Origin of the sequence: Rhodoferax sp. BAB1 (genome assembly GCF_013334205.1) — a bacterium.
Lineage (GTDB): Bacteria > Pseudomonadota > Gammaproteobacteria > Burkholderiales > Burkholderiaceae_C > Hylemonella.
The window spans coordinates 2,222,872-2,248,472 of sequence record NZ_CP054424.1 but is presented as its reverse complement, the minus strand read 5'-3'; the positions used below and the strand labels follow the sequence as shown (position 1 = coordinate 2,248,472).

Here is a 25,601-nt window from a genome sequence, read left to right as displayed (position 1 = left end):
TTTGATGCGCAGTGAGGTCGGGGACCCCAGGACGATCAGTACAGCTTCTTGGGCAGCTGCATCGAGCGGATGCGCTTGTAGTTGCGCTTGACGGCGGCAGCCTTCTTGCGCTTGCGCTCGGACGTCGGCTTTTCGTAGAACTCGCGGGCGCGCAGGTCGGTCAGCAGGCCCAGTTTCTCGATGGTGCGCTTGAAGCGGCGCAGAGCCACGTCAAACGGCTCGTTTTCTTTAACACGGATGGTCGTCATTACGTCATGGTTTCCGAAATGTGCGGACAGAGGGTGGGCAGGAGATCGGGCCTGCACGCCGTGAATCGCGAAGTGCCCCGCCTGTAACTAGTATTTGGCCGGCGGGGCTATGCCAGCAAAGTCCAACATTATAGCGGGTTAAGCCAGCCGGGCAACCGGCGCATGAGGCGCCGGCCCAGGGGCTCCAATCAGGGCCGCCAGCGGCGGCCTGCCCCCGGATGGGGGCCAGCGACCCACACGCAGTGGGGGAGCGCGGGGGAGAAGCCTAGTTTGGCCCCTGGGCTTGGGCGACAGCCATGCCACAGGCATGGCCGCTCGCCCAAGCCCACTGGAAGTTGTAACCGCCCAGCCAGCCCGTCACGTCCACCACCTCCCCGATGAAATACAGCCCCGGCTGCTTCTGGGCCTCCATGGTCTGGCTGGACAGCTCCCGGGTGTCCACCCCGCCGGCCGTGACCTCGGCCTTGGCGTAGCCCTCGGTGCCCGTGGGAGTCAGCTCCCAGCGGCTGAGTTTTTCGGCCAGGGCGGCCAGGGCCTTGTCGGCGGCTTCGTTGATGGGCCGCGCCCAGGCCGGGTCCTGGCTGGCCCAGGCTTCGGCCAGGCGGCTGGGCAGCAGGGTGGCCAGTTCATTGACGATGAGCTTGCGCGAACGCAGCTTGGCGTCCTGCAGCAGGGGCAGCAGCTCGCGGTCCGGCGCCAGGTTGATGCGGATGGGGGTCTGGGGCTTCCAGTAGCTGGAGATCTGCAACACGCCCGGGCCCGAGAGGCCGCGATGGGTGAACAGCAGGTCTTCCAGGAAGGCCATGCGCTCTTTCTTGGCTCCGGTTTCGATCTGCACCGGCAGGGCCAGCCCGGCCAGGCCGGCGTAGGGCGCCCAGGCCGCGCCGTCGAAGGTCAGCGGCACCAGGGCCGGGCGGGTCTCGACGATCTTCAGGCCGAACTGCTTGGCGATGCGGTAGCCGAAATCGGTGGCGCCGATCTTGGGGATGGACAGGCCGCCGGTGGCGATGACCAGGGACTTGCAAGTGACGGGGCCCTGGTCCGTGTCGAGTTCGTAGCCCGCGGCCCCATGGCGCACGGCCTGCACCCCGCAGGGCTGCCAGCGCGTGACACCGCCTTTTTCGCACTCGCGCAGCAGCAGCTGGATGACGTCGTCGGCCGAACGGTCGCAGAAGAGCTGGCCCTTGTGTTTCTCGTGGAAGGCGATCCCGTCGCGTTGCAGCAGGGCGATGAAGTCTATCGGGGTGTAGCGGCTCAGCGCCGAACGGCAGAAGTTCGGGTTCTCGCTGATGAAGTGCTTGTGCGGCTGACGCACATCGATGTCGCGGTTGGTGAAGTTGCAGCGCCCGCCGCCCGAGATGCGGATCTTCTCGGCCACCTTGGGGGCGTGGTCGATCAGCAGCACCCTGGCGCCGCGCTGGCCGGCCACACCGGCACAAAAAAGGCCGGCGGCGCCGGCCCCGATCACGACGACGTCAAAGCGCTGCATCAGCCTTTCCAGGTGAAGGGAAACTTCAGCTGCTTGAAGAAACCGTTGGGCACGTAGTCGCCCAGCACACCGTAGCGCTCGGGCCAGAGCTTGGTGCTCTTGACGGCCGTGCCGAAGAGGTAGTCCAGGAAGGCGAAGTGCGCCGCGTAGTTGCGGTCCAGTGCTTCCTTGTCCTGGCTGTGGTGCCAGTGGTGGAAGTTGGGCGTGACGATGATGTAGCGCAGCGGGCCCAGGCGCACGCTGACGTTGGCGTGGTTGAACACCGCCTGGAAACCGACGATGACGATGTAGGTGTCGATGACCTCTTTGGAAAAGCCCAGCACGAAGATGGGCGCCAGCACCAGGGTGCGGGTGATCAGCAGCTCCAGGATGTGCTGGCGCGAGCCGGCCAGCCAGTCCATGCTCTTGGCGCTGTGGTGCACGGCGTGCAGGCGCCACAGCAGGGGCACCTCGTGGTAGGCGCGGTGGGTCCAGTACTGCACGAAGTCCGACACCAGCAGGATCAGCAGCACCGCAGCCACGAAGGGCAGGTCGCGCACCCAGGCCTGGATGCCGTCGGCCGCAGCCCAGCCGAACAGGCGGTGCACCAGCAGGTTGGTGGCCAGCAGGATGAAACCCACCACCATGTGGTTCACGATGAAGTGGTGCAGGTCGGTCTGCCACTCGGGGCGGAAGACGGGCTGGTCCTTGCGCAGGGCGAAGAGCTTCTCGACGAAGATGAAGATCAGCGAAGAGCCCAGCAGGTCCAGGATGAACCAGTCCAGGCCGATGTAGGGGGTGTTGTCGGCAAAGTCGTTCACCGGCACCTTGTGGCCGCCCAGCAGGGCGGTCAGCGCGACCAGCAGGAAGGCAAAGGCCGAGAGCCAGCGCGAACGGTTGAAGAGCACGTTGACCAGGGACAGGCCGCCGGCCACCACCATGGCGATGAACATGATGGTGCGTACCGTGTCCACGTTGTAGCTGCGGCGCAGCTCCGGCGTGGTCAGGTACTCGGGAAAGAGGAAGGCCAGTACGCCCAGGAAACAGAGGAAGGCCAGCGCCAGGGCGATGACGCCGGTCACCAGGCCGGAGCCGGGTTTGAGTTCGCCGGCGCCCTCGGCGAGTTCATTGAGCTCTTTCAGCATGCGTGCCCCCCTTTGGTGTGTGGCCGTGGCGCTCACCACGGCTTTGGGCAGCAGTGTAGCGCCGGCCGGGGGCAGGGCCGCGGCCGGGCGCGGCGCCTTCAGGCGGTGTGCTTGTTGCGGTCGGCCAGCACGGCGGCCTTGCGCGTCAGGCCGTCGATCTCGCCCGTGATATCGGACAGCACGTTGGCGACGACGGCAAATTCGCGGCCGTGCTGGCCGGCGCGCGCGGCCATGATCTGGGCGTTGAAGCTCACCACCTTGGCCTCCTTGGCCACGCTCTGGATGTCGCCCACGATGCCCGCGAGTTCTTTCATCATGGCCTCGGACTTGGCCTTGGTGATGTCGTCGAAGGCCGTGGTCGCGGTATTGAGCGCCTCCAGGATGCGATCGGTGTGGCCCACCAGCTCGATCAGCGATTCGGCCACGCCGGGCGCCTTGCGTTCGATCTGCTCCAGGGTGCGGCGCATGAGCTGCATGAAGGTTTCGATGACGGGGCCCACGCCGCGCACACCGTCGTAGGTGGTCCTGATCTTCTGCGCACTGGCGGCTTCCAGCTGCCCAGTCGTGACTAGCAGGTGTTGCTGGCTTTCGGTGAAGATCTGCAGGCTGCGCTGGGCCTCGGCCAGCCGCTGGGCATCACCGCGGGCCGCCAGGATGGTCTGCAGGATCATGCGCTGCGACAACATGCGCTGGCGTGCAGCCAGGTTGACCAGCGAGAGGCCGGTGATATGTGCCGGCACGATGGCCGGGGTCCTGCCCGGGGCGCGGGGAGTGTGGGGTGTGACAGCGGTGGAAGGCAGGTGGTTCATGTCGGGGCCCGGTTCGAGGACGGGACCCGTTGGCCCCGTTCACATACCCAAAGCAAACCTCGGGCCAGCTTGCGGAGCCTGCTGCGCCAGTTGCCACACGCCCTGCAGCACATCGCCCACCACCATGACGCAGGGGCTGCCCAGCGCTTCACGCACCAGGGTGGCGTGCAACTGATCCAGTGTGGTGAGGGCGTGGCGCTGCGTGGGCAGCGAGGCGTGCTGCACCAGGGCCACCGGCGTCTCACCGGGCAGGCCGCTCAGCAGGCCCTGTTCGATCTGCAAGGCGCCGCTCACGCCCATGTAGATCACCAGCGTGAGCCGGGCCGCGTGCGCGGTGGTCGCGATGGCCGCCCAGTCCGGTCCGCTGGCGCCGGGTTTGGCGTGGCCCGTGAGGAAGATCACGCCTTGCGCATGTTCCCGGTGGGTCAGCGGCACGCCCAGGCTGGTGACGGCCGCCAGGCCCGAGGTGATGCCGTTGACCACGTCCACACGGATGCCGGCTTCCTGCAGATGCTCCACCTCTTCGCCGCCGCGGCCGAAGATGAAGGGGTCGCCGCCTTTGAGGCGCACCACGTGCTCGCCTTCGCGCACGGCGGTGATCATGAGTTTCTCGATGAAGGACTGCGGCGTGGAGGTGCAGCCGCCGCGTTTGCCCACGTGCACGATGCGTGCGGTGGGCGCGGCATGCGCCACGATGGCCTCGTTGACCAGATCGTCGACCAGCAGCAGGGTGGCGCGCTGGATGGCCTTCAGCGCCTTGAGCGTGAGCAGTTCGGGGTCGCCGGGGCCGGCGCCCACGAGGGTGCAGGAGCCGGTGAGGGGCAAGGTGTTCGTGTGCATGTCCTGGCCTTGCAAGTTTCAGGCCGCCTGCTTCAGCGGCACGACTCGGCGCACCAGGCGCTGCAGTTCGGGCACGCAGGAGCCGCAATTGGTACCGCATTTCAGCGTCTGCTGCAGTGCGCCCAGGCGTTCGTTCTCGCTGCCGCTGCATGACGCCAGCGTGGCCTCGATGGCGTTTTCACTGACGTTGAAGCAGGTGCAGACCTGGCGGCTGCGCGCGGGGATGGCCACCGGGGCCTGGCCGCCGGGCAACAACAACAGGCGGCCGTAGCTCTGGGCCGGCAGCTCCTGCTGCAGCAGGGAACGGATCCAGGCCTCGGCGCGTGTGTCGCCGGCCAGCAGCATGGCCTGCAAGGTGGTTTGCTCACCCTCGCGCTGCAGCAGCGCGGCGCGGCGCTGGCCGCGTTTGCGGTCGGCGTAGCGCAGGGTGCCTGCATGGTCCAGGCCCAGCAGCTGTTCGATCTCGGCCAGCAGTTCGTCGGGCACGGCCTCGTGCGCGGCGGCCCGGAACAGCACGCCGCTGCGTTGTGCGCCGCCGCCGTCCAGCGGCGCGGCGTTGGCAAAGGGCACGCAGCTGGCATAGGGGAAACGCAGCATGAGGCGGCGCAGTGCCTCGCGTGTGCTCAGCGCGCTTTCGGCCGGCAGCCAGGCCATGGCCAGCAGGGTCCAGGGCAGTTCGGCCTTGAGGATCTTGACGGCCGCATGCTTGAGCTCGGGCTGTTTGGAGCTGGGGCAGAAGGCCGAGGTGGTCAGCGCGTTGACACCGGCCAGGGGCTGGCCGGCGCTGCTCATGCCGCTGAGGTATTCCGGGCCCCAGTGCATGGCCATGAAAGCCTGGCCGCTGGCCAGCTCCTCGCTGGCCTGCAGCGGCACCAGGATGGAGCCGCGCTTGCTGGTGACGTGCACCAGCTCGCCTTCGGTGAAACCACGGCGTGTCATGTCGCCGGGGCTCATCTGCACGCAGGGCTCGGCCACGTGGCCGAAGAGACGGCCCAGGGTGCCGGTGCGGCTCATGCCGTGCCACTGGTCGCGCAGGCGGCCGGTGGTGAGCGCAAAGGGAAAGCGCGACTCGCGCGGCTCGGCCACGGGTTTGTAGAGCGTGTTGGCAAAACGCGCGCGGCCGTCTTCGGTGGGGAAGATGCCGTCTTCGTAGAGGCGCTTCTTGCCCGTCATGGCGCCTTCAGGCAGGGGCCATTGCTGGGGTTTTTCTTCAAGCTGACCGTAGCTCATGCCGGTGATATCCAGGTCACGGCCACGGGTGGACTCACGGTGTTCGTTCCAGACCGCTTCGGGGCTGTCGTAAGCGAAGAGTCCGGTGCGCGGGCCGATGCCCAGCGCTTCGAGCCGGCGCGCGAAGTCCACGGCGATCTGCCAGTCGTGTCGCGCTGCGCCGGGTGCGGGCACGGCGGGGCGCACGCGCGTGATGCGGCGTTCGCTGTTGGTGACGGTGCCGTCCTTCTCGCCCCAGGTGCTGGCGGGCAGCAGCAGGTCCGCGTAGTCGCAGGTGGTGGGGGTGGCAAAGGCTTCCTGCACCACCACGAACTCGGCGCGCTCCAACGCGCGGCGCACGGTGGCCAGGTCGGGCATGCTTTGCGCGGGGTTGGTGCAGGCTATCCACAGGGCCTTGATCTCGCCGTCGGCCGCGGCCTGGAACATCTCGACCGCGGTCTTGCCCGGCTTGTCGGGCACGGCGGGGATTCCCCAGAGCGCGGCCACTTCCGCGCGGTGCTGCGGGTTGGCCAGATCGCGGTGGGCACTGAGCAGATTGGCCAGGCCGCCGACTTCGCGCCCGCCCATGGCATTGGGCTGGCCGGTCAGCGAGAAGGGGCCGGCGCCGGGTTTGCCGATCTGGCCCGTGGCCAGGTGCAGGTTGATGAGTGCGGCGTTCTTGGCCGTGCCGCTGCTGCTCTGGTTCAGGCCCTGGCAGTAGAGGCTGAGCGTGGCCTTGGAGGTGGCGAACAGGCGCGCGGCCTCGTACAGCGTGTCCTTGGCGATGCCGCAGGTCTGCGTCACCATGTCGGGCGTGTAGTCGCGTACCGTGGCTTTCAGTTCCTCGAAGCCGCGCGTGCGGGTGCTGATGTAGTTGCTGTCGGTCCAGCCTTCCCACAGCATGAGGTGCAGCATGCCGTTGAAGAGGGCCACGTCGGTACCGGGCTGGATCTGCACAAAGAGGTCGGCGGTGCCGGCGGTGTCGGTGCGGCGCGGGTCCACCACCACGATCTTCAGGCCGGGGCGGTTCTTTTTGGCTTCCTCGATGCGGCGGAACAGGATGGGGTGGGCCCAGGCGGCATTGGAGCCGGCGATGAAGAGGCAGTCGGCGTGGTCCAGGTCCTCGTAGCAGGCCGGCGGCGCGTCGGCGCCCAGGGTCTGCTTGTAGCCGGCCACCGCGCTGCTCATGCACAGGCGCGAGTTGGTGTCGATGTTGTTGGTGCCGATCAGCCCTTTGGCCAGCTTGTTGAAGACGTAATAGTCCTCCGTGAGCAATTGCCCGCTCACATAGAAACCCACGGCGTCTGGGCCATGCGTGCGGATGGTGTCGGCAAAACGGGTGGCGGCCAGGTCCAGCGCGGTCTCCCAGGCCAGGGGTTGCGGTGCGGCACCGCGCTGCAGGCGCTGCATGGGCTGCAGCAGCCGCGTCTGCGCGATCACCTCGGGCGTGGCCGTCAGGTGCAGCGTGGAGCCCTTGGAGCACAGGCGGCCGAAGTTGGCCGGATGGTCCGGGTCACCGCGCACGCCGATGATCTGATCGCGTCGCGACTCGATGATGACGCCACAGCCCACACCGCAGTAGGGGCAGGTTGATCGCGTTTCTTTGTGCATGCCGAGTCTCTACCGATGGGTGTTGCGTGCGTGGCTGTTATCTCAGGCGCAGGCCGTCTTGCGCGTGCAGGGCCCGGCCACGGGCGGCTGGATGTCCAGCGCCAGGGTGGCGAGTTCCTGGCCGTCCAGGTGCACCACGCCGTCTTCCACCTTCACGGCGAAACGCGTCGTGCTGCCTTCGTCGGGCGCGCGGGCGCAACCGGTGTCCAGACCGATGGTCCAGTTGTGCAACGGGCAGGCCACGCTGGTGCCGAAGACGATGCCTTGCGAGAGCGGGCCGCCCTTGTGCGGGCAGCGGTCGAGCAGGGCAAAGACCTGGTCCTGGTCGTTACGGAACACGGCCACGGCCATGCCCTGGGGGCGTGCCACACGGCGCGAACCCAGCACGGGGATGTCATCGACGCGGCAAATCGGTTTCCATTCACTCATTTCTGTACTCCTTCAGGCTTTCAGACCGGCGTAGAGGCCGGTCACACGGTCCATGACACTCAGCAGGTTCTCGCTGGTCACGAACATGTCGGACAGGGCTTTCGGCCCGGCGTTGTTGATCTCTTTGAGCGCCAGGTCGAAGAACAGCCACTGGTTGTCGGCCAGGGCCAGCTGGTCCTTGATGCCGTTTGTTGCTTCGGGCGCGTTGCGCAGCAGCTCCATGGCGCTCAGGAATTCGCTGCGCGCCTTGCCGATCTCGGCCTGGGCCTGGGCCGGTTCCACGCGCAGGGCGGCGGCGTAGAAGTACTTGGCCATGCGTTGCGACAGCATGCGCTGGCGGCCGGCCACGTTGACCAGCTTGCCCACGGGTTTGCTGGTGACGGCCTCGTACTGCACCGTGCCCTGGTGGGCCAGGGCCAGCACGCGTGCGTCGGTGTCGAGCAGGCCGCCCACGCCGTCGCGGCTGGGGTGCTTGCCCACCAGCGCGCCCTTGTATTCGCTCCAGGCGCCTTCGAGGTCCGCATAGGTCCTGCGCAACTCGGCGTTGGGCGCGTAGGCTTTGAGCTCGACCAGCTGGCGGTCGAACAGGGCCATGGAGCGGTCCAGGATCTGCTGGGCCGCGCCGCTTTCGGTCCTGTGCACCATGGCCAGCCAGGCCTTAGCCATGCGCTGCGAGAGCATGCGCTGGCGGCCGGCCTTGTTGATGGCGTCGTTGAGGTCCAGCACCTGGGCCTGCACGCCGAAAGAGGCGGCGCCAGCCAGGGCCAGCAGGTGGCGGCGTTTCATGCGCTGACTCCTTCGACCTTGATCGGGATGAACTGGCGCGTGTCGACACGGGCCTTCTCGCCCTCGAACCAGGGATCGGGTTCGCCGTCCAGCGCGAACTGCAGGCGCTCCCACAGGGCCCGGCGGCCCTCATGGTCGTCCAGGATCTTCTTCTTCACGTAGTCCAGGCCCACGCGGTTCACGTAGTGCACGGTGCGCTCCAGGTACCAGCCTTCCTCGCGGTAGAGCTGCATGAAGGCACCGGTGTACTCCAGCACCTCCTCGGCCGTCTTGAGCTTGGTGAAGAAATGCGCCACCTCGGTCTTGATGCCACCGTTGCCGGCGATGTGCATTTCCCAGCCCGAATCGACGCCGATGATGCCCACGTCCTTGATGCCGGCCTCTGCGCAGTTGCGCGGGCAGCCCGAGACGGCGAACTTCACCTTGTGCGGCGCGTACATGCGCCACATGGCGCGCTCCAGGTCCTTGCCCATCTGCGTGCTGTCCTGCGTGCCCATGCGGCACCATTCGCTGCCCACGCAGGTCTTCACCGTGCGCAGGGCCTTGGCGTAGGCGTGGCCGCTGGGCATGCCAATGTCGTTCCACACGGCCTGCAGGTCTTCCTTCTTGACGCCCAGCAGGTCGATGCGCTGGCCGCCCGTGACCTTGACGGTGGGGATCTTGTACTTGTCCACCGCGTTGGCGATGCGGCGCAGTTCGTCGGCCGTGGTCTCGCCGCCCCACATGCGCGGGATCACGCTGTAGGTGCCGTCCTTCTGGATGTTGGCGTGGCTGCGTTCGTTGATGTAGCGGCTCTGCGGATCGTCCTTGGCCTCCTTGGGCCAGCTGGAGATCAGGTAGTAGTTGACGGCCGGGCGGCAGCTGGCGCAGCCGTTGGGCGTTTTCCAGTTCAGGCTCTTGAAGACATCACCAATGGTCAGCAGCTTGCTGGCCACGATGGCCTCGCGCACGGCCTGGTGGCCGTGTTCGGTGCAGCCGCACATGGCCTTGGTCTTGGGTGTGGCCGAGTAGTCGCCGCCGGCGGTGAACATCAGGATCTGTTCCACCAGGCCCGTGCAGGAGCCGCAGCTGGCGCTGGCCTTGGTGTGCTTGCGCACCTCGTCCAGCGTGAACAGGCCTTTTTCCTTGATGGCCTTGCAGATGGTGCCCTTGTTCACGCCGTTGCAGCCGCAGACCTCGTCGCTGTCGGCCATGGCGGCTGCCTTGCTGTGGCCTTCGTGGCCGGCGTCGCCGATGTTCGATTCGCCGAACATCAGGCGGTCGCGGATGTCACCCACGCTGCGGCCGTCGCGCAGCAGCTTGAAGTACCAGCTGCCGTCCACCGTGTCGCCGTAGAGGCAGGCGCCCACCAGCTTGTCGTCGCGGATGACAAGTTTCTTGTAGACGCCACCGGCCGGGTCGCTCATCACGATCTCTTCGGTGTTCTCGCCGCCCATGAAATCGCCGGCGCTGAACAGGTCGATGCCCGTGACCTTGAGCTTGGTGGAGGTGAGCGAGCCGGTGTAACGGCCGATGCCGAACTGCGCCAGGTGGTTGGCCAGCACCTTGCCCTGCTCGAACAGGGGCGCCACCAGGCCGTAGGCGATGCCGCGGTGCGCGGCGCATTCGCCCACCGCGTAGATGCGCGCGTCGGTGGTGGTCTGCAGCGTGTCGCTGACCACGATGCCGCGGTTCACGTGCAGCTTCATGCTCTCGGCCAGCGCCGTGTTGGGGCGGATGCCCACGGCCATCACCACCAGGTCGGCCGGCACTTCCGTGCCGTCCTTGAACTTGATGGCCTTGACGCGGCCGTCTTCACCGCCCACCAGTTCCTGCGTCTGCGCGCCGATCAGGAATTGCATGCCGCGGTCTTCCAGCGACTTCTGCAGCAGCTTGCCGGCCACGTCGTCGAGCTGGCGTTCCATCAGCCAGGGCATCACGTGCACCACGCTCACGCTCATGCCGCGTTTCATCAGGCCGTTGGCCGCTTCCAGGCCCAGCAGACCGCCGCCGATGACGACCGCATGCTTGTATTTGGCGGCGGCCGCGATCATGGCCTCGGTGTCGGCGATGTCGCGGTAGGCCAGCACACCTTTCAAGTCCTTGCCCGGCACGGGCAGGATGAAGGGGTTGGAGCCCGTGGCCAGGATCAGGCGGTCGTATTCGGCGCTGATCGTCTCGCCTTTCGCATTCTTTGCGTGCACCACGCGCTTGACGCGGTCCACCTCGGTCACGGTCCAGCCGGCGTGCAGGGTGATGCCGTTGTCCTGGTACCAGGCCCAGTCGTTCAGGACGATGTCTTCCAGCTTCTGTTCGCCGGCCAGCACCGGCGAAAGCAGGATGCGGTTGTAGTTGGGGTGGGGCTCGGCGCCGAAGACCGTGATCTCGTACAGCTCGGGCGCAATCTTCAGCAGCTCTTCGAGCGAGCGCACGCCGGCCATGCCGTTGCCGATCATCACCAGTTTGAGTTTTTTCATCACAAGCTCCGTCGATCCAAATCAAGCAAGAAACAAAAAAGGCGTCCACACGGTGCCTGCTGGATGCAGCGCACGTGGGGACGCCTTCGTCCTGGGTTCATCCGCTGCGCCGTTGCACCGGATGAGTGAATGGGGGCCAGCTTTGGCCGGGTACGCCTGAAGCGACGCAAGGGTCGTGCCAGTTTTGTGCAGGGCAACAAAAGAAAGGAGACTGCCTGGCCGGCAGGCGCCTTCAAAATGCACCAACACCGGCATCAATCTTGCGGAACGGTCAGCATGAGCTTTGAAATGGACATCGGCTACACCTCGCTTGCAGGTGCCAAGGCCGTCAACGAGGACTTTGCCGGCGCCATGCTGCCCGAAGAAGGGCGTGAGGACATGGGGGTGATCGCCGCCATTGCCGACGGCGTCAGCGCCGGCGGCCTAGGCCAGGAGGCGGCCCAGACCACGGTGGCCACTTTGGTGCGCGACTACTACAGCACGCCCCAAACCTGGGATACCACGGTCGCGCTGGACCGAATCATCGCCGCGCAGAACACCTGGCTGGCCGCCACCAACCGCCGGCGTGCACCCGCAACCGGCATGACCACGCTCACCGCCCTGGTGCTGCGCGGGCATTCCTGGACCCTGGCCCATGTGGGCGACACCCGGGCCTATCTGCTGCGCGAGGGCCAGGTCACCCAGCTCACGGTGGACCACGTCATGCCCCACCCGGATTTCCGCCACCAGCTCATGCGGGTGGTGGGCGCGGAGGACCGGCTCGTGGTCGACTACATCCAGGGTGACCTGCAGGTGGGCGACGTCTTCATCCTGCTGAGCGATGGCGTGCACGGATCACTGCGCCTGCGCCAGCTGGCCGAGCGGGCCGAACTGGCCAACGCCCAGGTGATTGCTGACAGCCTGGTGCAGGCGGCCATCAAGGCCGGCAGCAACGACAACGCCACCGCCCTGGTGGTGCGCGTGCTGGGCCTGCTGGACGCAACGTTGCAGGACGTGAGCCGTAGCGCCCAGGCCCTGCCCGTTCCCGTGCGCCTCAAACCGGGTGACGTGATCGACGGCCTGCGTGTGGAGGAAGTGGCGGCCGACAACGGCATCAACCTGATCTACCGCGTCCGCGACGGACACACCCAGACCGACTACGCCCTCAAGACCCTGCACCCCTCGCGCGCCCACGACCCCGAGGAAGGCGCCGCGCTGGCCCACGAGGCCTGGCTGGCGCGCTGCATGCAGACCTCACGCGCGGCCGAGCACCTGGTGCAACTGCACGAGAAGCCGCCCGCCGGCAAGGGGCAGTCCGCCTTCTACCTGCTCTACGACTGGCACGCGGGCGAGACCCTGCAGCAGATGCTGGCCCGCCAGCAGCGTTTCAGCCCGGCCCAGGCCGTGGCCCTGGCCACCCAGGTGCTCAAGGCCCTGGGCCGCCTGCACCGCCAGAGCGTGGTGCACCGCGACATCAAACCCGCCAACCTGCACCAGGGGGAGGACGGCGTGTTGCGCCTGCTGGACCTGGGCGTGGCCCTGAGCGGGCGCGAACCCGAGGCCATGCGCCGCCTGCACGCGGGCACACCCAGCTACATCAACCCCGAGCAATGGGGCTTCACCGTGCGCGCTGGCGGCATCGACACCAACGTGCCGCCCGAAGACCCCGACGCCATGAGCGACCTCTACGCCCTGGGCGTCACCTTCTACCAGCTGCTGGCCGAGGGCAAGCTGCCCTACGGCGAGGTGCTGCCCTACCAGAGCGGCCGCTACTACCGCGACCCGACGCCGCCCAGCCGCCACAACCCCGAGGTGCCGATCTGGCTCGACCACGTGGTGTTGAAAGCCGTGGCCCGCGACAAGCGCCAGCGTTTCGAGACGGCGGAGGAATTCCTGCTGGCGCTGGAGCGCGGGGCTTCTCGGCCGCTCACCGCGCCGCCGGCTTCACCGCTGCTGCAGAGGGATCCGACCTTTGTGTGGAAACTGCTGTTCGGGGTCAGCGCGCTGTTCAATGTGCTGCTGGTGTACTGGTTGTTGTTTTTGCCGAAGTAGGGGCGGCTGGGCTGTGGCACTACCCTTTCTGTGGGGAGGCTGATATAAATCAGGCACTTACAACAGAAAACGGGAGGATGACTTGATGGACTTGAACTGTGTTCATAAGACAGGTCTGCTGTCTTCATCAAGTTAAGCAGCTACATCTATGACTTGCTTCGAAATTCTTTCAGCTCTAGCCAATATTGCTACAGCAGCGGCTGTGGGCGTGGCAGCCTGGCAACTCGTCCTTGCTAAACGACAGGCTATAACCAGTTTTGAAGATTCATTCGCCAAGGAGTACAGAGATTTGGCCTCAAAGCTTCCAACCAAGGCATTGCTTGGCGAGCCGCTAGACAATGAAGAGTACTCAACTCACTTTGATGAGATGTATCACTATTTCGATCTGTGCAATGAGCAAGCATTTCTTCACAAAGCCGGTCGGATATCTGACGAAACGTGGAAATTTTGGCGAGATGGAATTCAAACAAATTTGAATCGCCCGGCCTTTGAGCGTGCATGGTCAGAGATTGCAGAAAAGGCAAATGATGATTTCTCTGAATTGAAAGCTTTGTTTCCGCCTAAGCCGTATGCAGCCCAAACAGTCGCCGCTGCGGCGGCCCCTTACGGCAAAAGCTAGGCATCAGGAATATGCGGCGCAGCTACAAAATCCTGCTCTTCTACTCGCTGCTCATGCTTGCAGCTTTCGATCTACACGCGCTGATCCAGCGGTTCTTCCTTGCGTCACCGGAGCCAATCGCATGGGAGAAGGCCATTGTTGCAGTACTCCTGCAAGTCATCGCGGTTGGAGTCGCAGCTCTGTATCTGCGGTGGATCAGTATTTCCGACATCTCGCTCCTCGAGCACAACCCCAGCCTTCTTTCACGAGGTCTGAAGACCACGCCGTTGCTTGCTTGTGTCTTGCTGGCTGCGCTTTCGGTGACCGTGCTCTACAACGCCGTCAACTGCGGGAGTCATTCGTTTCCAGCAAATCGTGGAATGACAAGTTGCCCCCTGTAGCACGCGTCTGACGGTGTGCTGGGAGGAGCTCAGATTACTCTTCCGCTTGTGTCAATCCGAAGTGACGCCTAACCCTTTGTGTATGGACGCCTCCACACGTACATGAAACTGACCGACTAGAGGCGACCAAGCGGTCGACTATCCGATATGGAATCTGCGTCGCTGAAACCCATAAAAAAAGCCGGCCCTCCCGAACGGGAGACCGGCTTCTTAACGCTGCCGCGTATCAGGCCGCGATGGCTGCCTGGTCCTGATTGGCGGCCTTGCGGGTGGCGGCCTTGAGTTGCAGGTTGGCGCTGTTCAGCGCTTCGGCTTTTTGCTCTCGCGTGTGGGCTCGCTTTCGACACGTACCAAACGACGAGAGCGTCGGCTTATCGCAGGCGCCCGACGTAACGCGCGTCGGTCTTGGGGGCTTCTGCCTTGGTCTTGGGGTCGGCCGCGAGCAGGGCGGGACGGGTCCCTTCGCTGGAGGCCGTCATGCCCAGCGCATCCATGAGTTCGAGCCCTGCCACCAGCAGATCAGGGTCGGCCGTGTCCATCAACGCGGACAAGGTCTCGCGGGCGAAGGTGCGGTTGGCCGCGAACTGCACCACATCGAAGCTCTTGCCGTGACGTGCCGCCAGGGTTCGTAATTTGGCGATCTTGAGCAATGTTGCCTGTTCCATCTTGCTGTCTCCTAGGGTAAAAATTCACCTTGAGTGCCGATAAGTCAGGGGTCATGCACTGCGTGCACGACCACCTTTCTCCGCCCATGTCCTCGTCCAGCGTAGTTGCATCACGCGTGTCATGCCCAGCACCAGCAGCGAGAGCAGGGCGAACAAGGCGAAGCCCCAGAAATAGGTGCCGGTGTATTGCTTGGACAGGCCCATGGCATTGGGCACCAGGCCGCCGCCGAGGGCGCCGATCTCGCCGATCATGGAGCCGGCCACGGCCGTGGTCAGCGGCCAGCGCAGCGGCACCAGCTGGAACAGCGCGCCGTTGCCCGCGCCTAAAGCGGCGAAGCACAGCATCATGAGCAGGGTGGTGAGCACCAGCGAGCCGCCGGCCAGCCCGCACAGCAGCAGGGTGATGGTGATGATGACCATCACGGCGGTGAGCGTGTTGATGCCACCCCAGTGGTCCGAGATCCAGCCGCCGAAGATGCGCAGCGCCGCGCCCATGAAGGCGGCCAGCATGGTGAGCTGGCCGGCCTGCACCTTGCTCACGCCGAACTGGTCGTAGTAGTAGCTGGGCAGGAAGGTGGTCAGGCCGATGAAACCACCGAAGGTGATGGCGTAGATGACGCTGAAGGCCCAGCCGTCTTTTTCGAACAGGCAGGCGATGTGGTCGCGAAAGCTGGCGTGCTTGTCCACGTCGTCGGGCTCGCGCGCGATGAAGACCATCACCAGCACGGGCAGCAGCAGGCCCAGCGCCGCCAGGCCGTAGACGGCTTTCCAGCCGTAGGCCTGGGCCAGCTGTGGCGCCAGCAGGGCCGAGACCGAGGTGCCTACATTGCCCGCACCCACCAGGCCCATGGCCAGGCCCTTGTAGCGCGCGGGGAAGGAACCCGAGCCCAGCGAGAGCGCCACACCGAAGCTGGCGCCGGCAATGCCCAGCAGCACACCCATGGCCAGCAGGTCGTTGAAGGACTCGACGAAGAAGTAGCCAAAGAGCAGGGCGATGGCGATGCCGCCCATTTCCACCAGGGTGGCGTTCTTGCGCCCGATGTACTGGGCCAGGATGCCCAGCGGGAAACGCATGAGCGCGCCGGCAAAGATGGGGATGGAGAGCATCAGCCCGATCTGCGCGGGGCTGAGCTGCAGCGATTCCTTGATGAAGGGCGCCATGGCGCCGTTGGTCACCCAGACGCCGCAGCAGTAGGTGAAATACACGAAGGAGGCCAGCAGCGTGGGGCTGTGGCCGGCCTGAAGGAAATTGCGAAAGCTGTTCATCGTGCTTGTCCGTGGGCCAACAAAAAAGGCGTCGACACGTGCATGGCAGCAGGGCTGCGCACGTGTGGACGCCTTCGTCTGGAACGATCCGGTGCGTCTTTGCACCGAATGCGGGATTTCAAGCCGGCTTTGGCCTGTTCATCTCAGTGCAAGCAATATCTGCGCCCGGACTTGGGGCGGTCATCTCGACAGCCGCTGTGCCCGGTTTCCAACCCAGGGACACCGCGGAACCGGCTTCGCCGGGCCGCTGGTGTCGCCCCCTTGAGGGTGGGGCCGCGCTCAGGCGCGGCACGGGGGTGTACTTAATTCAAGCCGCTTTTTCCACGTGCGCCTGGCGCGTGTAGAGGAAGTCGATCACGGCCTTGCGGTAGTTGATGTAACGCGGGTCTTCGGCCAGCTCCACACGCTTGCGCGGACGCGGCAGGTCCACGGCCAGCACTTCGCCGATGGTGGCGGCGGGTCCGTTGGTCATCATCACGATCTTGTCGCTCAGCAGCACGGCCTCGTCCACATCGTGCGTGACCATGACCACGGTGCTTTTCGTGCGCGCCACGATCTCCAGCAACTCGTCCTGCAGCTTGGCGCGGGTGAGCGCATCCAGGGCGCCGAAGGGTTCGTCCATCAGCAGCACCTGGGGTTCCATGGAGAGGGCGCGGGCGATGCCCACGCGCTGTTTCATGCCGCCCGAGATCTCGCCGGGGCGCTTTTGTGCCGCGGGTGTCAGGCCCACCAGGGCCAGGGCGGCTTCGGTGCGGGCCTTGAGCTGGGCCTTGTTCTCGGCGGCGGCGCCCGTGCTCTTGCTGCCGGCGCCGAAGACGCGTTCCACGGCGAGGTAGACGTTCTCGTAGCAGGTCAGCCAGGGCAGCAGCGAATGGTTCTGGAACACCACGGCGCGCTCGGGGCCGGGGCCCGAGATTTCGCGGTTGGCGCACAGCAGGGTGCCGTTGGTGGGGGTGGTCAGGCCGGCGATCAGGTTGAGCAGGGTGGACTTGCCACAGCCCGAGTGACCGATCAGCGCCACGAACTCGCCCTTGGCGACCGTGAGGTTGATGTCGCGCAGCGCAGGGAAGGAGCCCTTGGCGGTCTTGAAGGTCTGCTCGACGCCCTGGACTTCGATGTACTTGGTGCTCAGTGATTCGTTCATGGCGGACTCCTCAGTTCTTGACTTCTTCGAAGGTGAAGGCGGTGGCCAGCTTGATCAGCGCGAACTCCAGCACCAGGCCGACGATGCCGATCACGAAGATGGCGATGATGATGTTCTTGACGTTGAGGTTGTTCCACTCGTCCCAGACCCAGAACCCGATGCCCACGCCGCCGGTCAGCATCTCGGCCGCGACGATCACCAGCCAGGCCGTGCCCACCGCCAGGCGCACGCCGGTCAGCATGTAGGGCAGCACGGCGGGGAAGAGGATCTTGGTGACGATCTTCCATTCCGAGAGCTGCAGCACACGCGCCACGTTCATGTAGTCCTGCGGCACACGCTGCACGCCCACCGCGGTGTTGATGATCATGGGCCAGATCGAGCAGATGAAGATGGTCCAGATGGCCGCCGGGTTGGCGCCCTTGAAGACCAGCAGGCCGATGGGCAGCCAGGCCAGGGGCGAGACCGGGCGCAGCAGGCTGATCAGCGGGTTGAACATGCGGCTCAGGAAGGTGAAGCGCCCGATCATGAAACCGGCCGGGATGCCCACCGCGGCCGCCAGGCCGAAGCCCAGGGCGACACGCTCGAGGGACATCAGCACGTTCCAGCCCACGCCCTGGTCGTTCGGTCCCTTGCGGTAGAAGGGATCGCTGAACACGTCGAGCGCCTGCTTGAAGGTCTCGGCCGGGCTGGGGATGCTGCTGTTGCTGGTGATGGCCACCAGCGCCCAGATGCCCACCAGCAGGGCCAGGCCCAGCACCGGGGGGATCACGCGCAGCCACAGGCCGCGCCAGTCGTAGCCCGGCGTCTTGACCGCCTCCACAGCGGGGGCTGCCGGGGTCGCGGCCTTTTTCCCGCCAGTGGGCGGGAGGGGAACGGGGGTGGCCCGTTCCAGGGGGGTGTGAAACACGGCGCTGACCATGATGCTTTCCTTTGCCGGCCCTCAGGCCTTGATCTTGAAACCGTCGGCGTACTTCTTCGGGTCCTTGCCGTCCCAGACCACGCCGTCGATCAGCTTGCTGGTGCGCATGACATCCTTGGGCACCGACACCTTCAGGGCCGAAGCCACCTGCTTGTACAGGTCGATCTGGTTGATCTGCTTGGCCACGCCCAGGTAGTCCGGGTGGTCTTTGAGCAGGCCCCAGCGCTTGTGCTGCGTCAGGAACCACATGCCGTCGGAGAGGTAGGGAAAGTTCACCGCGCCGTCGTTGAAGAACTTCATGTGGTTGGGGTCGTCCCAGGTCTTGCCCATGCCGTTCTGGTAACGGCCCAGGATGCGCTGGTTGATCGCGTCCACGCTGGTGTTGATGTAGGACTTCTGCGCCACGACCTCGGCCATCTTCATCTTGTTGGACAGCCCGGCGTCGATCCATTTGCCGGCTTCGAGCACGGCCATCATGACGGCGCGGGTGGTGTTGGGGTACTTCTTGGTGAATTCGGCCGTGGTGCCCAGCACCTTTTCGGGGTGATCCTTCCAGATATCCTGCGTCGTGTTGGCGGTGACGCCGATGCCGTCCATGATGGCGCGGTGGTTCCAGGGCTCGCCCACGCAGAAACCGTCCATATTGCCCACGCGCATGTTCGCCACCATCTGGGGCGGCGGCACGGTGATGAGCTTGGCGCCGGAGAGCGGGTTGATGCCGGCGGCAGCCAGCCAGTAGTGCATCCACATGGCGTGGGTGCCGGTGGGGAAGGTGCCGGCGAAGGTGTATTCGCGCTTGTTGGCCGCCATGAACTTGGCCAGCGAGGGGCCATCCACCGCACCCTTGTCGGCCAGGGCCTTGGACAGGGTGATGGCCTGGCCGTTGTTGTTCAGGGCCATGAGCACGGCCATGTCCTTCTTGGGGCCGGCCGTGCCCAGGTGCACGCCGTAGATCAGGCCGTAGAGCACGTGGGCCATGTCGAGTTCACCGTTGACCAGCTTGTCGCGTACACCGGCCCAGCTGGCTTCCTTGCTGGGGATGATCTTGACGCCGTATTTCTGGTCCAGGCCCAGTTCGGCGGCCATGACCACGCTGGCGCAGTCGGTCAGCGGGATGAAGCCGATCTTCACTTCCTTTTTTTCGGGCGCGTCCGAGCCGGCGGCGTAGACGGCGGCGCGCAGGGCGGGGTCGATGCCGACGGCACCGACGGCAGCGGTTTGCAGCACGGCGCGGCGGCTGAGTTTGGCGTTCAGAAGATCAGGCATGGCTAGCTCCTAGAGTTGACGAGAGAAACAAAAAAGGCGTCCTCACGTTGCTGGCGCGTCTGCATGACGCTGCCTGCTCTGTGGGGACGCCTTTGTCCGGATCGGTTGTTGCACCCGCCGTTGGATGCTTGACCGTTTGACCTCAGTGGTCTTATCTAGACTTAAGCAAAGGACGTGCCAGCCTGGGGAGGGGTGACTTGGCGTGCCTGGCCAGGCTGCAAGTCATTGATTTCATGGGGTTTTGTTTGAAGGGCCGGCCATCCGGGGTGAGCCGCTCTGGAATGGTGCGGCGCACCAAAAGAAGACGGCCGTCCCGGTTCAGAGCAGTTCGGCCACGTCCAGCATGCGCTGGGCGACCTCGGCCAGTTTCATGCCCTTGTCCATGGCGGTCTTGCGCAGCTTCTCGTACGCGGCCTGTTCGCTCAGGCCCTGGCGCTGCATGAGCAGGCCCTTGGCGCGGTCGATGGTCTTGCGGTCCTTGAGCTCGGCGCTGAGCTCGTCGAGCTCGTTGCGGGTCACGGCCAGTTCCTGACGCAGGGCCTGCTCGTGCTGGAAACGCGCCAGGGCCACGTCCAGGATGGGGCGGATGCGTTCGGCCGAGAGGCCGGCCACGATGTAGGCCGTCACGCCCGCGGCCACGGCGGCGCGCACGTGCGAGGTGTCCTGGTCGTTGGTGAACATGACGATGGGACGCGGCGCATCGCGCGTGGCCATCACCACGTGCTCGAGCGCGTCGCGCGCGTCGCTCTCGGCATCGACGATCACCAGGTCGGGTTGTAGCTGCGCCAGGCGTTCGTTGAGGAAGACGTCGGCCGGCAGCGAGGCGATGAGGTTGAAGCCGCTTTCCAGCAGGCCGATGCGCAGGCTGCGCGAACGCTCGGCCTGCTGCACGGCGTCCTCATCCCCGGAGTCACCCGTCCCCAGATCCGAGGTCACCACCACGATGCGCAGGGCTTCATTCATATCGATCAGCTTGCAAGAAATACGCCTAAACACGGCGGCAGGTTTGCCGCTTGGCATAGAATTATCCCTGCTCCGGGGTGTCGTCCGCGCAAGTGGAGGGCTGAGATGGTGAGGTTTGTCTTTGACAGGCCCTGATACCGAACCCGTGAACTTGACTCGGATCATGCCGACGTAAGAAGAGCTGTTTGCCAGGCCCCCCGGCCCCGCCACACCTTTCGGAGCAACGTGCGAAGCACACCAGGAAAGGCTATCGTGGCAGAGTCCGTACACCCATCGTCGCAACCAGCATCGGACATCGTTCCCGATCTGCTGGCCTTCATCGCCCAGGCCGATGCGGGCGAAGATGCGTTCAATGCCCTGGCCCTGCGCCTCTTCACCCACCAGTTCCGGCACAACGCTGCCTTCCAGAAGTTCTGCCAGCAGCGTGGCCGCACGCCGCGCACGGTGAAACACTGGCGCGACATTCCGGCCGTGCCCATCAACGGCTTCAAGGACCTGACGCTGAGTTGCACGCCGCCCGCGGCCTGCGAGCGCGTTTTCATGACCAGCGGCACCACGCGCGGCGACGTCAAGGGCCGGCACTACCACCCGCATCTGCAGGTGTACGACCTGTCCATGACACTGAACTTCCGCCAGCGCTTCATGGGCGGGCAGGACCGCATGCGCATGGGGCTCCTCTTCCCCAGCGAACAGCTGATGCCCAACTCCTCGCTGGCGCATTACCTGGCGCTGGCCCTGCACAACTTCGGCACACCCGAGAGCCGTTATTACCTGGACACCGAGGGCCTGCAGGTGGACGCACTCTGCGCCACGCTGGCGCAGGTGCAGGCCAGCGGTGAGCCCTTCGCCCTGCTGGGCGCGAGCTACAGCTTCGTCCACCTGATGGATGCACTGCAGGCGCGCGGCCTGCAATTCAAATTGCCGGCCGGCAGCCGCCTGCTCGATACCGGCGGTTTCAAGGGCCAGTCGCGTGAGATGGAGATGGACGCGTTCTACGACGCGCTCGCATCGACCTTCTGCGTGCCGCGCAGCGCCTGCATCAATATGTATGGCATGACGGAGCTCAGCACCCAGTTCTACGACGCGGGCAATGCCACGCTGCCGGCCCTCAAGTCCGGTCCGCACTGGATCCGCACGCGCGTGCTGGACCCGCTCACCGGGCAGGAGATGCCTCGGGGTGAGCGCGGCATCCTGGCCCACACGGACCTGGGCAACTTCAACTCCGTCATCACCATCCTCACCGAGGACGTGGGCGTGGCGGTGGACGGCGGTTTCCTGCTGCTGGGCCGCGCCCAGGGTGCGCAGGCCAAGGGCTGCTCGCTGGCGGTGGATGAGTTTTTGAAAGCTGCACGGGCATGAAAGTCACCGCCGGTTATCTGCCGGGCCTGAAGTCCAGCGAGGTGCAGTGGCACACGTTGAGCTTTGGCGCAGGGGCACAGCAGGTCGATGTGGTCGTGCCGCAGCTCACGCCGGCCCAGCTGCACACGCTGGCCGCACACGTGCGTAACCAGGGGCGCACGCAGCTCAAGTCCATGCCGGTGTCGCAGATCATCGCGGCCATCGACCGCGCCATCGAGCGCCTGCTCAATCCCGCCGACCCTTATCGTCTGGAACTGGAGCTGCTGCTGCCGCGCATCAGTGGCTTCGACGCCGAGATGGTGCGTTTGGGCCTCAACGCCTACCTCAAGACCTTTCGTGCGCCGCAGCTGCAGCGTTTCGTGGCCGAGGACTTCAGCAACCCCAAGCTGCTCGACGAATTCCAGCCGCGCGCCAAGGGCGGCATGGCGCGCGCGCTCGGCCCCGAGCTGCTGGTGCACGTATGGGCCGGCAATGTGCCGGGCCTGCCGCTGTGGAGCCTGGTCTGCGGCCTGCTGGTCAAGGCGCCGGCCATTGGCAAGGTGGCCAGTGCCGAGCCCCTGTTCGCTTCCCTGTTCGCGCGCCTGCTGGCCGAGGTGGAGCCGCGTCTGGCCGAGGTGCTGGCCATCGTCTGGTTCAAGGGCGGGGACACGGCCAGTGAGCGGGCGCTCTTTGCCGAGGCCGACACGGTGCTGGCCTACGGCGGCAACGACACGCTGACGGCCTTGCGCGCGCAGGTGCCGGTGAGCACGCGTTTCCTGCCGCATGGCCACAAGCTCAGCGTGGGCCTGGTGTCGGCCGCCGCACTCAATGTGCAGCATGTGCAGGCCGTCGCCCGCGCGGCCGCGCTGGACGTGGTGCGCTACGAGCAGCAGGGCTGTTATTCACCGCACACCTATTACGTGGCGCGCGGCGGCCGGGTCACGCCACGCGAATTCGCGCAGCAGCTGGCCGGTGAACTGGCCGCGCTCCAGCATAAATTTGCGCGCCGTACCCTGACACTGGAAGAAGCGGCCAGCGTCGCCGGCTGGCGCCAGGGCCAGGAGATGCAAGGTTTTGCCGGTGCCGGGGTGGAACTGCTGGGCGACGCGGATGCGGCCTGGTGCGTGGCCTATGCCGAACAGGCCAGCGCCTTGCTGCCCTGCGCGCTGAACCGCACGGTGCAGGTGCAGGCCGTGGACCATCTGGAAGAAACCGTGCCCCTGCTGGCCGTACAGCGCGATGTGCTGCAGACCGTGGGCCTGGCCGCTGCGCCGCAGGAATTACACATGCTGGCCGAGCGGCTGGGGGCGGCCGGTGCCACGCGCATCTGCGCCCTGGGCCAGATGACCGCGCCCGAGGCCGGCTGGCACCACGACGGGCGTTTCAGCCTGCTGGATCTGGTGCGCATGGTCGAGCTCGAACAGTCGGCCGAGGATGCGGCCGAGGCTTATGCGCCCTATCGTGATTGAGCGCGATTGAGATATGCCCATGAGCGCCACGCCCTTCCTCGACATGCAGCAGGTGAGCTACACCTTCCCCGGCTGGCCGCCGGTGGTGCAGCGCGTGGACTGGGACATCGCGCCCGGCGAGTTCCACTGCCTGGTGGGGCGCAGCGGCTGCGGCAAGACCACGCTGCTCAAGCTGGCCGCGGGCCTGCTGCAACCCGATGCCGGAGTGGTGCGCCTGCAGGGGCAGGCTGTCCACGCCCCCGGCCCGGGCACGGGTTTTGTGTTTCAGCAGCCCACGCTGCTGGACTGGCTCACGGTGCTGGACAACGTGCTCCTGCCCCTGACCCTGCAGCGCACGCCAACGGACGCCGACCGGGCGCGCGCCGAACAGTTGCTGGCGCAGATGGGCCTGGGTGCTTACCTGCGTCACCATCCGCGTCAGCTTTCGGGCGGGCAGCAGAGCCGTGTGGCGATTGCACGCGCATTGCTGCTGGACCCGCCCATCCTGCTGATGGACGAGCCCTTTGCCGCACTCGATGCCATCACGCGCGAGGAACTGCAGGACGAACTGCAGGCCATGTGCCGTGCGCGCGGCACCTCGGTGTTTTTTGTCACGCACGACATTGCCGAGGCGGTCTACCTGGCCGACCGCGTGGCGGTGATGGACGCGGGCCGCATCCGTCACGACATCCGTGTGGACCTGCCGCGTCCGCGTGGGCGTGAGCTGCGCTACGGCGCGGCCTTCAACGCCATCTGCGCCGAACTGCGGCACGCCATGGACGGGGAGGGCGCATGAGGTACCCGCGTCTGCTGGCCTTCGCGCTGCTGCTCGTCCTGCTGCTGGCCTGGGAGTGGGCCGTGTCGGCTTTCAAATTCTCGCCGCTGGTGCTGCCGGCGCCCAGCGTGATCGGCGCGGCGTTGCTGCGCGGCGTGTTGACGGGCTACCTCTGGCCGCACATGGCCCAGACCCTGCTGGAGCTGGGTCTGGGGCTGGCATTGGGCGTGGTGCTGGGTTTCACCGGCGGCGTGCTGCTGGGCGAGTCGGCCGCACTGCGCCGTGTGCTCATGCCCTATGTGGTGACCAGCCAGGTCGTGCCCAAGCTGGCGCTGGTGCCGCTCTTCATCGTCTGGTTCGGCTTCGGCACCGTGCCCACCGTGGTCATCACCGCGCTGATCTGCTTCTTCCCGCTGCTGGAAAACACGCTGACCGGCATCGCCCAGGTGGACGCCGCGCGTCTCGAACTCTTCCGCATGCTGGGCGCGACCCGTTGGCAGACCCTGTGGCGGCTCAAGGTGCCCGCCTGTCTGCCCGCTATCCTGGCCGGCCTGCGCGTGGCCGTGGTGCTGGCGCTGGTGGGCGCCGTGGTGGGTGAGTTCATAGGCGCCAGCAAGGGCCTGGGCGCGCTGATCATCGCCGCCCAGGGCTCCATGGACACGCCGCTGATGTTTGCCGTGCTGCTGCTGATCACGCTGATCGGCCTGCTGCTGTACGAGGCCACGCTCTGGCTGGAGCGTCGCTTGCTGCGACCTTATTCATCCAACCTTTGAGGACGACACCATGAAACGACATTTCCTGCGCACCCTTGCTGCGCTTGCACTCGGTGCCCTGTGCACCGGCGCCCGGGCCCAGGCCAAGCTGGACAAGGTGACGATCGCCGGCTGGGGCGGTCCCATCTCCGAGATCACCAACCTGCTGGTCGAGCCCGACAAGGGCTTCTTCCGCGCCCAGGGCATCGACATGGTCTTCATGCCCGGCACCGGGGGTGGCGATGCCGTTCGCAACTTGCTCAGCGGCCAGGCCGACGTGGCCTTCACCGACCCCGGCTCGCTCTACGCCGCGCTGGACAAGGGTGAGAAGCTGCGCGTCATCTATGACATCTACCCGCAGAACATCTTCAACGTGGTGGCGCTCAAGAGCAGCGGCATCACGAAACCGGCGGACCTCAAGGGCAAGAAGATCGGTGTCTACAGCCTGTCCAGCGGCACGCTGACCAATCTGCAACTGCTGCTGAACCAGGCCGGCCTGAGCGAAAAGGACGTGACCATCGTCGTCACCGGCCTGCTGAACTTCGCACCGCTGATGCAAGGCCAGGTGGACGCCGCCGCCGCCACCGACACCGGCCTGCTGGTGGCCCGCGCCAGAGGCGTGGGCGAGGTGAACGTGATGGAAGTGCGCAATTCGCTCAATGTTTCCAGCGACATCTTTGTGGTGCGCGAAGAAACGTACCAGCAGAAGAAGGACGTGCTCAGGCGTTTCCTGGCGGCTTACCGCGACAGCGCGCAGTGGATGATCGCCCAGCCGCAGGAAGCCGCCGCGTTGGCGGTCAAGCGCGCCATCAACGGCCAGAACGAAGCCGTGAACCTGGAAGTCATCAAGCTGCGCAATGCGTCGAGCGTCTCGCCGCTGACGCAGAAGAACGGCCTGGGCGCCATCGACGTCGACATGCTGCAAAAGGGCGCCGAAGCCTGGAAGAAGATCGGCCTGATCCAGCGTGAGCTGAAGATGAAGGACGTCGTCAGCCAGGACCTGCTGCCGCGCAAATAGAGCTTTCAGGACGCAT

23 protein-coding genes and 1 riboswitch are annotated in these 25,601 nt (G+C 65.8%); of the genes, 8 read left to right on the top strand and 15 right to left on the bottom strand.

Features of this window, described 5'->3' with window-relative positions; all coding sequences use genetic code 11:
* Positions 1 to 35: 35 nt before the first annotated feature.
* The 9 genes from rpsU to nirB form a co-directional block, all read right to left on the bottom strand.
* On the bottom strand, positions 36 to 248 hold the full coding sequence (rpsU, locus tag HTY51_RS10815) for a 30S ribosomal protein S21 (RefSeq protein ID WP_057675259.1): 213 nt from the start codon (positions 246 to 248) through the stop codon (positions 36 to 38).
* 265 nt (positions 249 to 513) lie between these two features.
* On the bottom strand, positions 514 to 1,737 hold the full coding sequence (locus tag HTY51_RS10810; protein WP_174252751.1) for an NAD(P)/FAD-dependent oxidoreductase: 1,224 nt from the start codon (positions 1,735 to 1,737) through the stop codon (positions 514 to 516).
* Entirely contained in the window at positions 1,737 to 2,861 is a 1,125-nt protein-coding gene (locus tag HTY51_RS10805; RefSeq protein ID WP_174252750.1) for a sterol desaturase family protein, read from the bottom strand. The genes HTY51_RS10810 and HTY51_RS10805 overlap by 1 nt, the downstream gene beginning before the upstream one ends.
* 98 nt (positions 2,862 to 2,959) lie before the next feature.
* The gene (locus HTY51_RS10800; protein ID WP_174252749.1) at positions 2,960 to 3,670 is read right to left on the bottom strand and encodes a type IV pili methyl-accepting chemotaxis transducer N-terminal domain-containing protein; all 711 of its coding nucleotides are present in this window, start codon (positions 3,668 to 3,670) and stop codon (positions 2,960 to 2,962) included.
* Positions 3,671 to 3,709: 39 nt separating this feature from the next.
* On the bottom strand, positions 3,710 to 4,510 hold the full coding sequence (gene cobA, locus HTY51_RS10795) for a uroporphyrinogen-III C-methyltransferase (protein ID WP_174252748.1): 801 nt from the start codon (positions 4,508 to 4,510) through the stop codon (positions 3,710 to 3,712).
* Positions 4,511 to 4,528: 18 nt separating this feature from the next.
* A complete protein-coding gene (locus HTY51_RS10790) occupies positions 4,529 to 7,330 on the bottom strand; it encodes a nitrate reductase (protein ID WP_174252747.1) in 2,802 nt (933 codons plus the stop codon).
* A 42-nt stretch (positions 7,331 to 7,372) separates the two neighbouring features.
* Entirely contained in the window at positions 7,373 to 7,759 is a 387-nt protein-coding gene (nirD, locus tag HTY51_RS10785; RefSeq protein WP_174252746.1) for a nitrite reductase small subunit NirD, read from the bottom strand.
* A gap of 12 nt (positions 7,760 to 7,771) precedes the next feature.
* Positions 7,772 to 8,545, bottom strand: coding sequence for a type IV pili methyl-accepting chemotaxis transducer N-terminal domain-containing protein (locus tag HTY51_RS10780; RefSeq protein WP_174252745.1), 774 nt, complete (start codon positions 8,543 to 8,545; stop codon positions 7,772 to 7,774).
* Positions 8,542 to 11,001: a nitrite reductase large subunit NirB gene (gene nirB, locus HTY51_RS10775; protein WP_174252744.1), complete on the bottom strand. Its 2,460-nt coding sequence runs from the start codon at positions 10,999 to 11,001 to the stop codon at positions 8,542 to 8,544. The genes HTY51_RS10780 and nirB overlap by 4 nt, the downstream gene beginning before the upstream one ends.
* A gap of 276 nt (positions 11,002 to 11,277) precedes the next feature.
* Here nirB and HTY51_RS10770 point away from each other — a divergent pair, with 276 nt between their 5' ends.
* The 3 genes from HTY51_RS10770 (at position 11,278) to HTY51_RS10760 (ending at position 14,031) form a co-directional block, all read left to right on the top strand.
* Positions 11,278 to 13,032 (top strand): bifunctional protein-serine/threonine kinase/phosphatase, encoded by a 1,755-nt coding sequence (locus HTY51_RS10770; RefSeq protein WP_174252743.1) that lies wholly within the window; start codon positions 11,278 to 11,280, stop codon positions 13,030 to 13,032.
* A gap of 148 nt (positions 13,033 to 13,180) precedes the next feature.
* Positions 13,181 to 13,651, top strand: coding sequence for a hypothetical protein (locus HTY51_RS10765; RefSeq protein WP_174252742.1), 471 nt, complete (start codon positions 13,181 to 13,183; stop codon positions 13,649 to 13,651).
* Between the two features lie 11 nt (positions 13,652 to 13,662).
* Positions 13,663 to 14,031 (top strand): hypothetical protein, encoded by a 369-nt coding sequence (locus HTY51_RS10760; RefSeq protein WP_174252741.1) that lies wholly within the window; start codon positions 13,663 to 13,665, stop codon positions 14,029 to 14,031.
* A gap of 371 nt (positions 14,032 to 14,402) precedes the next feature.
* Here HTY51_RS10760 and HTY51_RS10755 read toward each other — a convergent pair whose 3' ends face one another.
* From HTY51_RS10755 to HTY51_RS10730, 6 genes are all read right to left on the bottom strand, one after another.
* A complete protein-coding gene (locus HTY51_RS10755) occupies positions 14,403 to 14,696 on the bottom strand; it encodes a hypothetical protein (RefSeq protein WP_174252740.1) in 294 nt (97 codons plus the stop codon).
* A gap of 51 nt (positions 14,697 to 14,747) precedes the next feature.
* A complete protein-coding gene (locus HTY51_RS10750) occupies positions 14,748 to 15,962 on the bottom strand; it encodes a nitrate/nitrite transporter (RefSeq protein ID WP_174252739.1) in 1,215 nt (404 codons plus the stop codon).
* Between the two features lie 307 nt (positions 15,963 to 16,269).
* Positions 16,270 to 17,106, bottom strand: a complete 837-nt coding sequence (locus tag HTY51_RS10745; protein WP_174252738.1) for an ABC transporter ATP-binding protein — start codon at positions 17,104 to 17,106, stop codon at positions 16,270 to 16,272.
* A 10-nt stretch (positions 17,107 to 17,116) separates the two neighbouring features.
* Complete coding sequence (ntrB, locus tag HTY51_RS10740) at positions 17,117 to 18,025, bottom strand: nitrate ABC transporter permease (RefSeq protein WP_174252737.1); 909 nt, start codon at positions 18,023 to 18,025, stop codon at positions 17,117 to 17,119.
* Between the two features lie 21 nt (positions 18,026 to 18,046).
* Positions 18,047 to 19,291 (bottom strand): CmpA/NrtA family ABC transporter substrate-binding protein, encoded by a 1,245-nt coding sequence (locus tag HTY51_RS10735; RefSeq protein WP_174252736.1) that lies wholly within the window; start codon positions 19,289 to 19,291, stop codon positions 18,047 to 18,049.
* Positions 19,292 to 19,609: 318 nt separating this feature from the next.
* Positions 19,610 to 20,254 carry an ANTAR domain-containing response regulator gene (locus tag HTY51_RS10730; RefSeq protein ID WP_174252735.1) on the bottom strand — a complete coding sequence of 215 codons (645 nt, stop codon included), beginning with the start codon at positions 20,252 to 20,254 and terminating at the stop codon, positions 19,610 to 19,612.
* 63 nt (positions 20,255 to 20,317) lie between these two features.
* Positions 20,318 to 20,449, top strand: a riboswitch (TPP riboswitch).
* A gap of 57 nt (positions 20,450 to 20,506) precedes the next feature.
* Here HTY51_RS10730 and HTY51_RS10725 point away from each other — a divergent pair.
* The 5 genes from HTY51_RS10725 to HTY51_RS10705 are packed head-to-tail and all read left to right on the top strand — an operon-like array spanning position 20,507 to position 25,585.
* A complete protein-coding gene (locus HTY51_RS10725; RefSeq protein WP_174252734.1) occupies positions 20,507 to 21,613 on the top strand; it encodes a long-chain fatty acid--CoA ligase in 1,107 nt (368 codons plus the stop codon).
* A complete protein-coding gene (locus tag HTY51_RS10720; protein WP_174252733.1) occupies positions 21,610 to 23,061 on the top strand; it encodes an acyl-CoA reductase in 1,452 nt (483 codons plus the stop codon). Before HTY51_RS10725 ends, HTY51_RS10720 begins: the two co-directional genes overlap by 4 nt.
* Positions 23,062 to 23,080: 19 nt before the next feature.
* A complete protein-coding gene (locus tag HTY51_RS10715; RefSeq protein ID WP_371733780.1) occupies positions 23,081 to 23,836 on the top strand; it encodes an ABC transporter ATP-binding protein in 756 nt (251 codons plus the stop codon).
* Positions 23,833 to 24,588 carry an ABC transporter permease gene (locus tag HTY51_RS10710; RefSeq protein WP_174252731.1) on the top strand — a complete coding sequence of 252 codons (756 nt, stop codon included), beginning with the start codon at positions 23,833 to 23,835 and terminating at the stop codon, positions 24,586 to 24,588. Before HTY51_RS10715 ends, HTY51_RS10710 begins: the two co-directional genes overlap by 4 nt.
* Before the next feature lie 10 nt (positions 24,589 to 24,598).
* Positions 24,599 to 25,585 (top strand): ABC transporter substrate-binding protein, encoded by a 987-nt coding sequence (locus tag HTY51_RS10705; RefSeq protein ID WP_174252730.1) that lies wholly within the window; start codon positions 24,599 to 24,601, stop codon positions 25,583 to 25,585.
* Positions 25,586 to 25,601 lie beyond the last annotated feature (16 nt).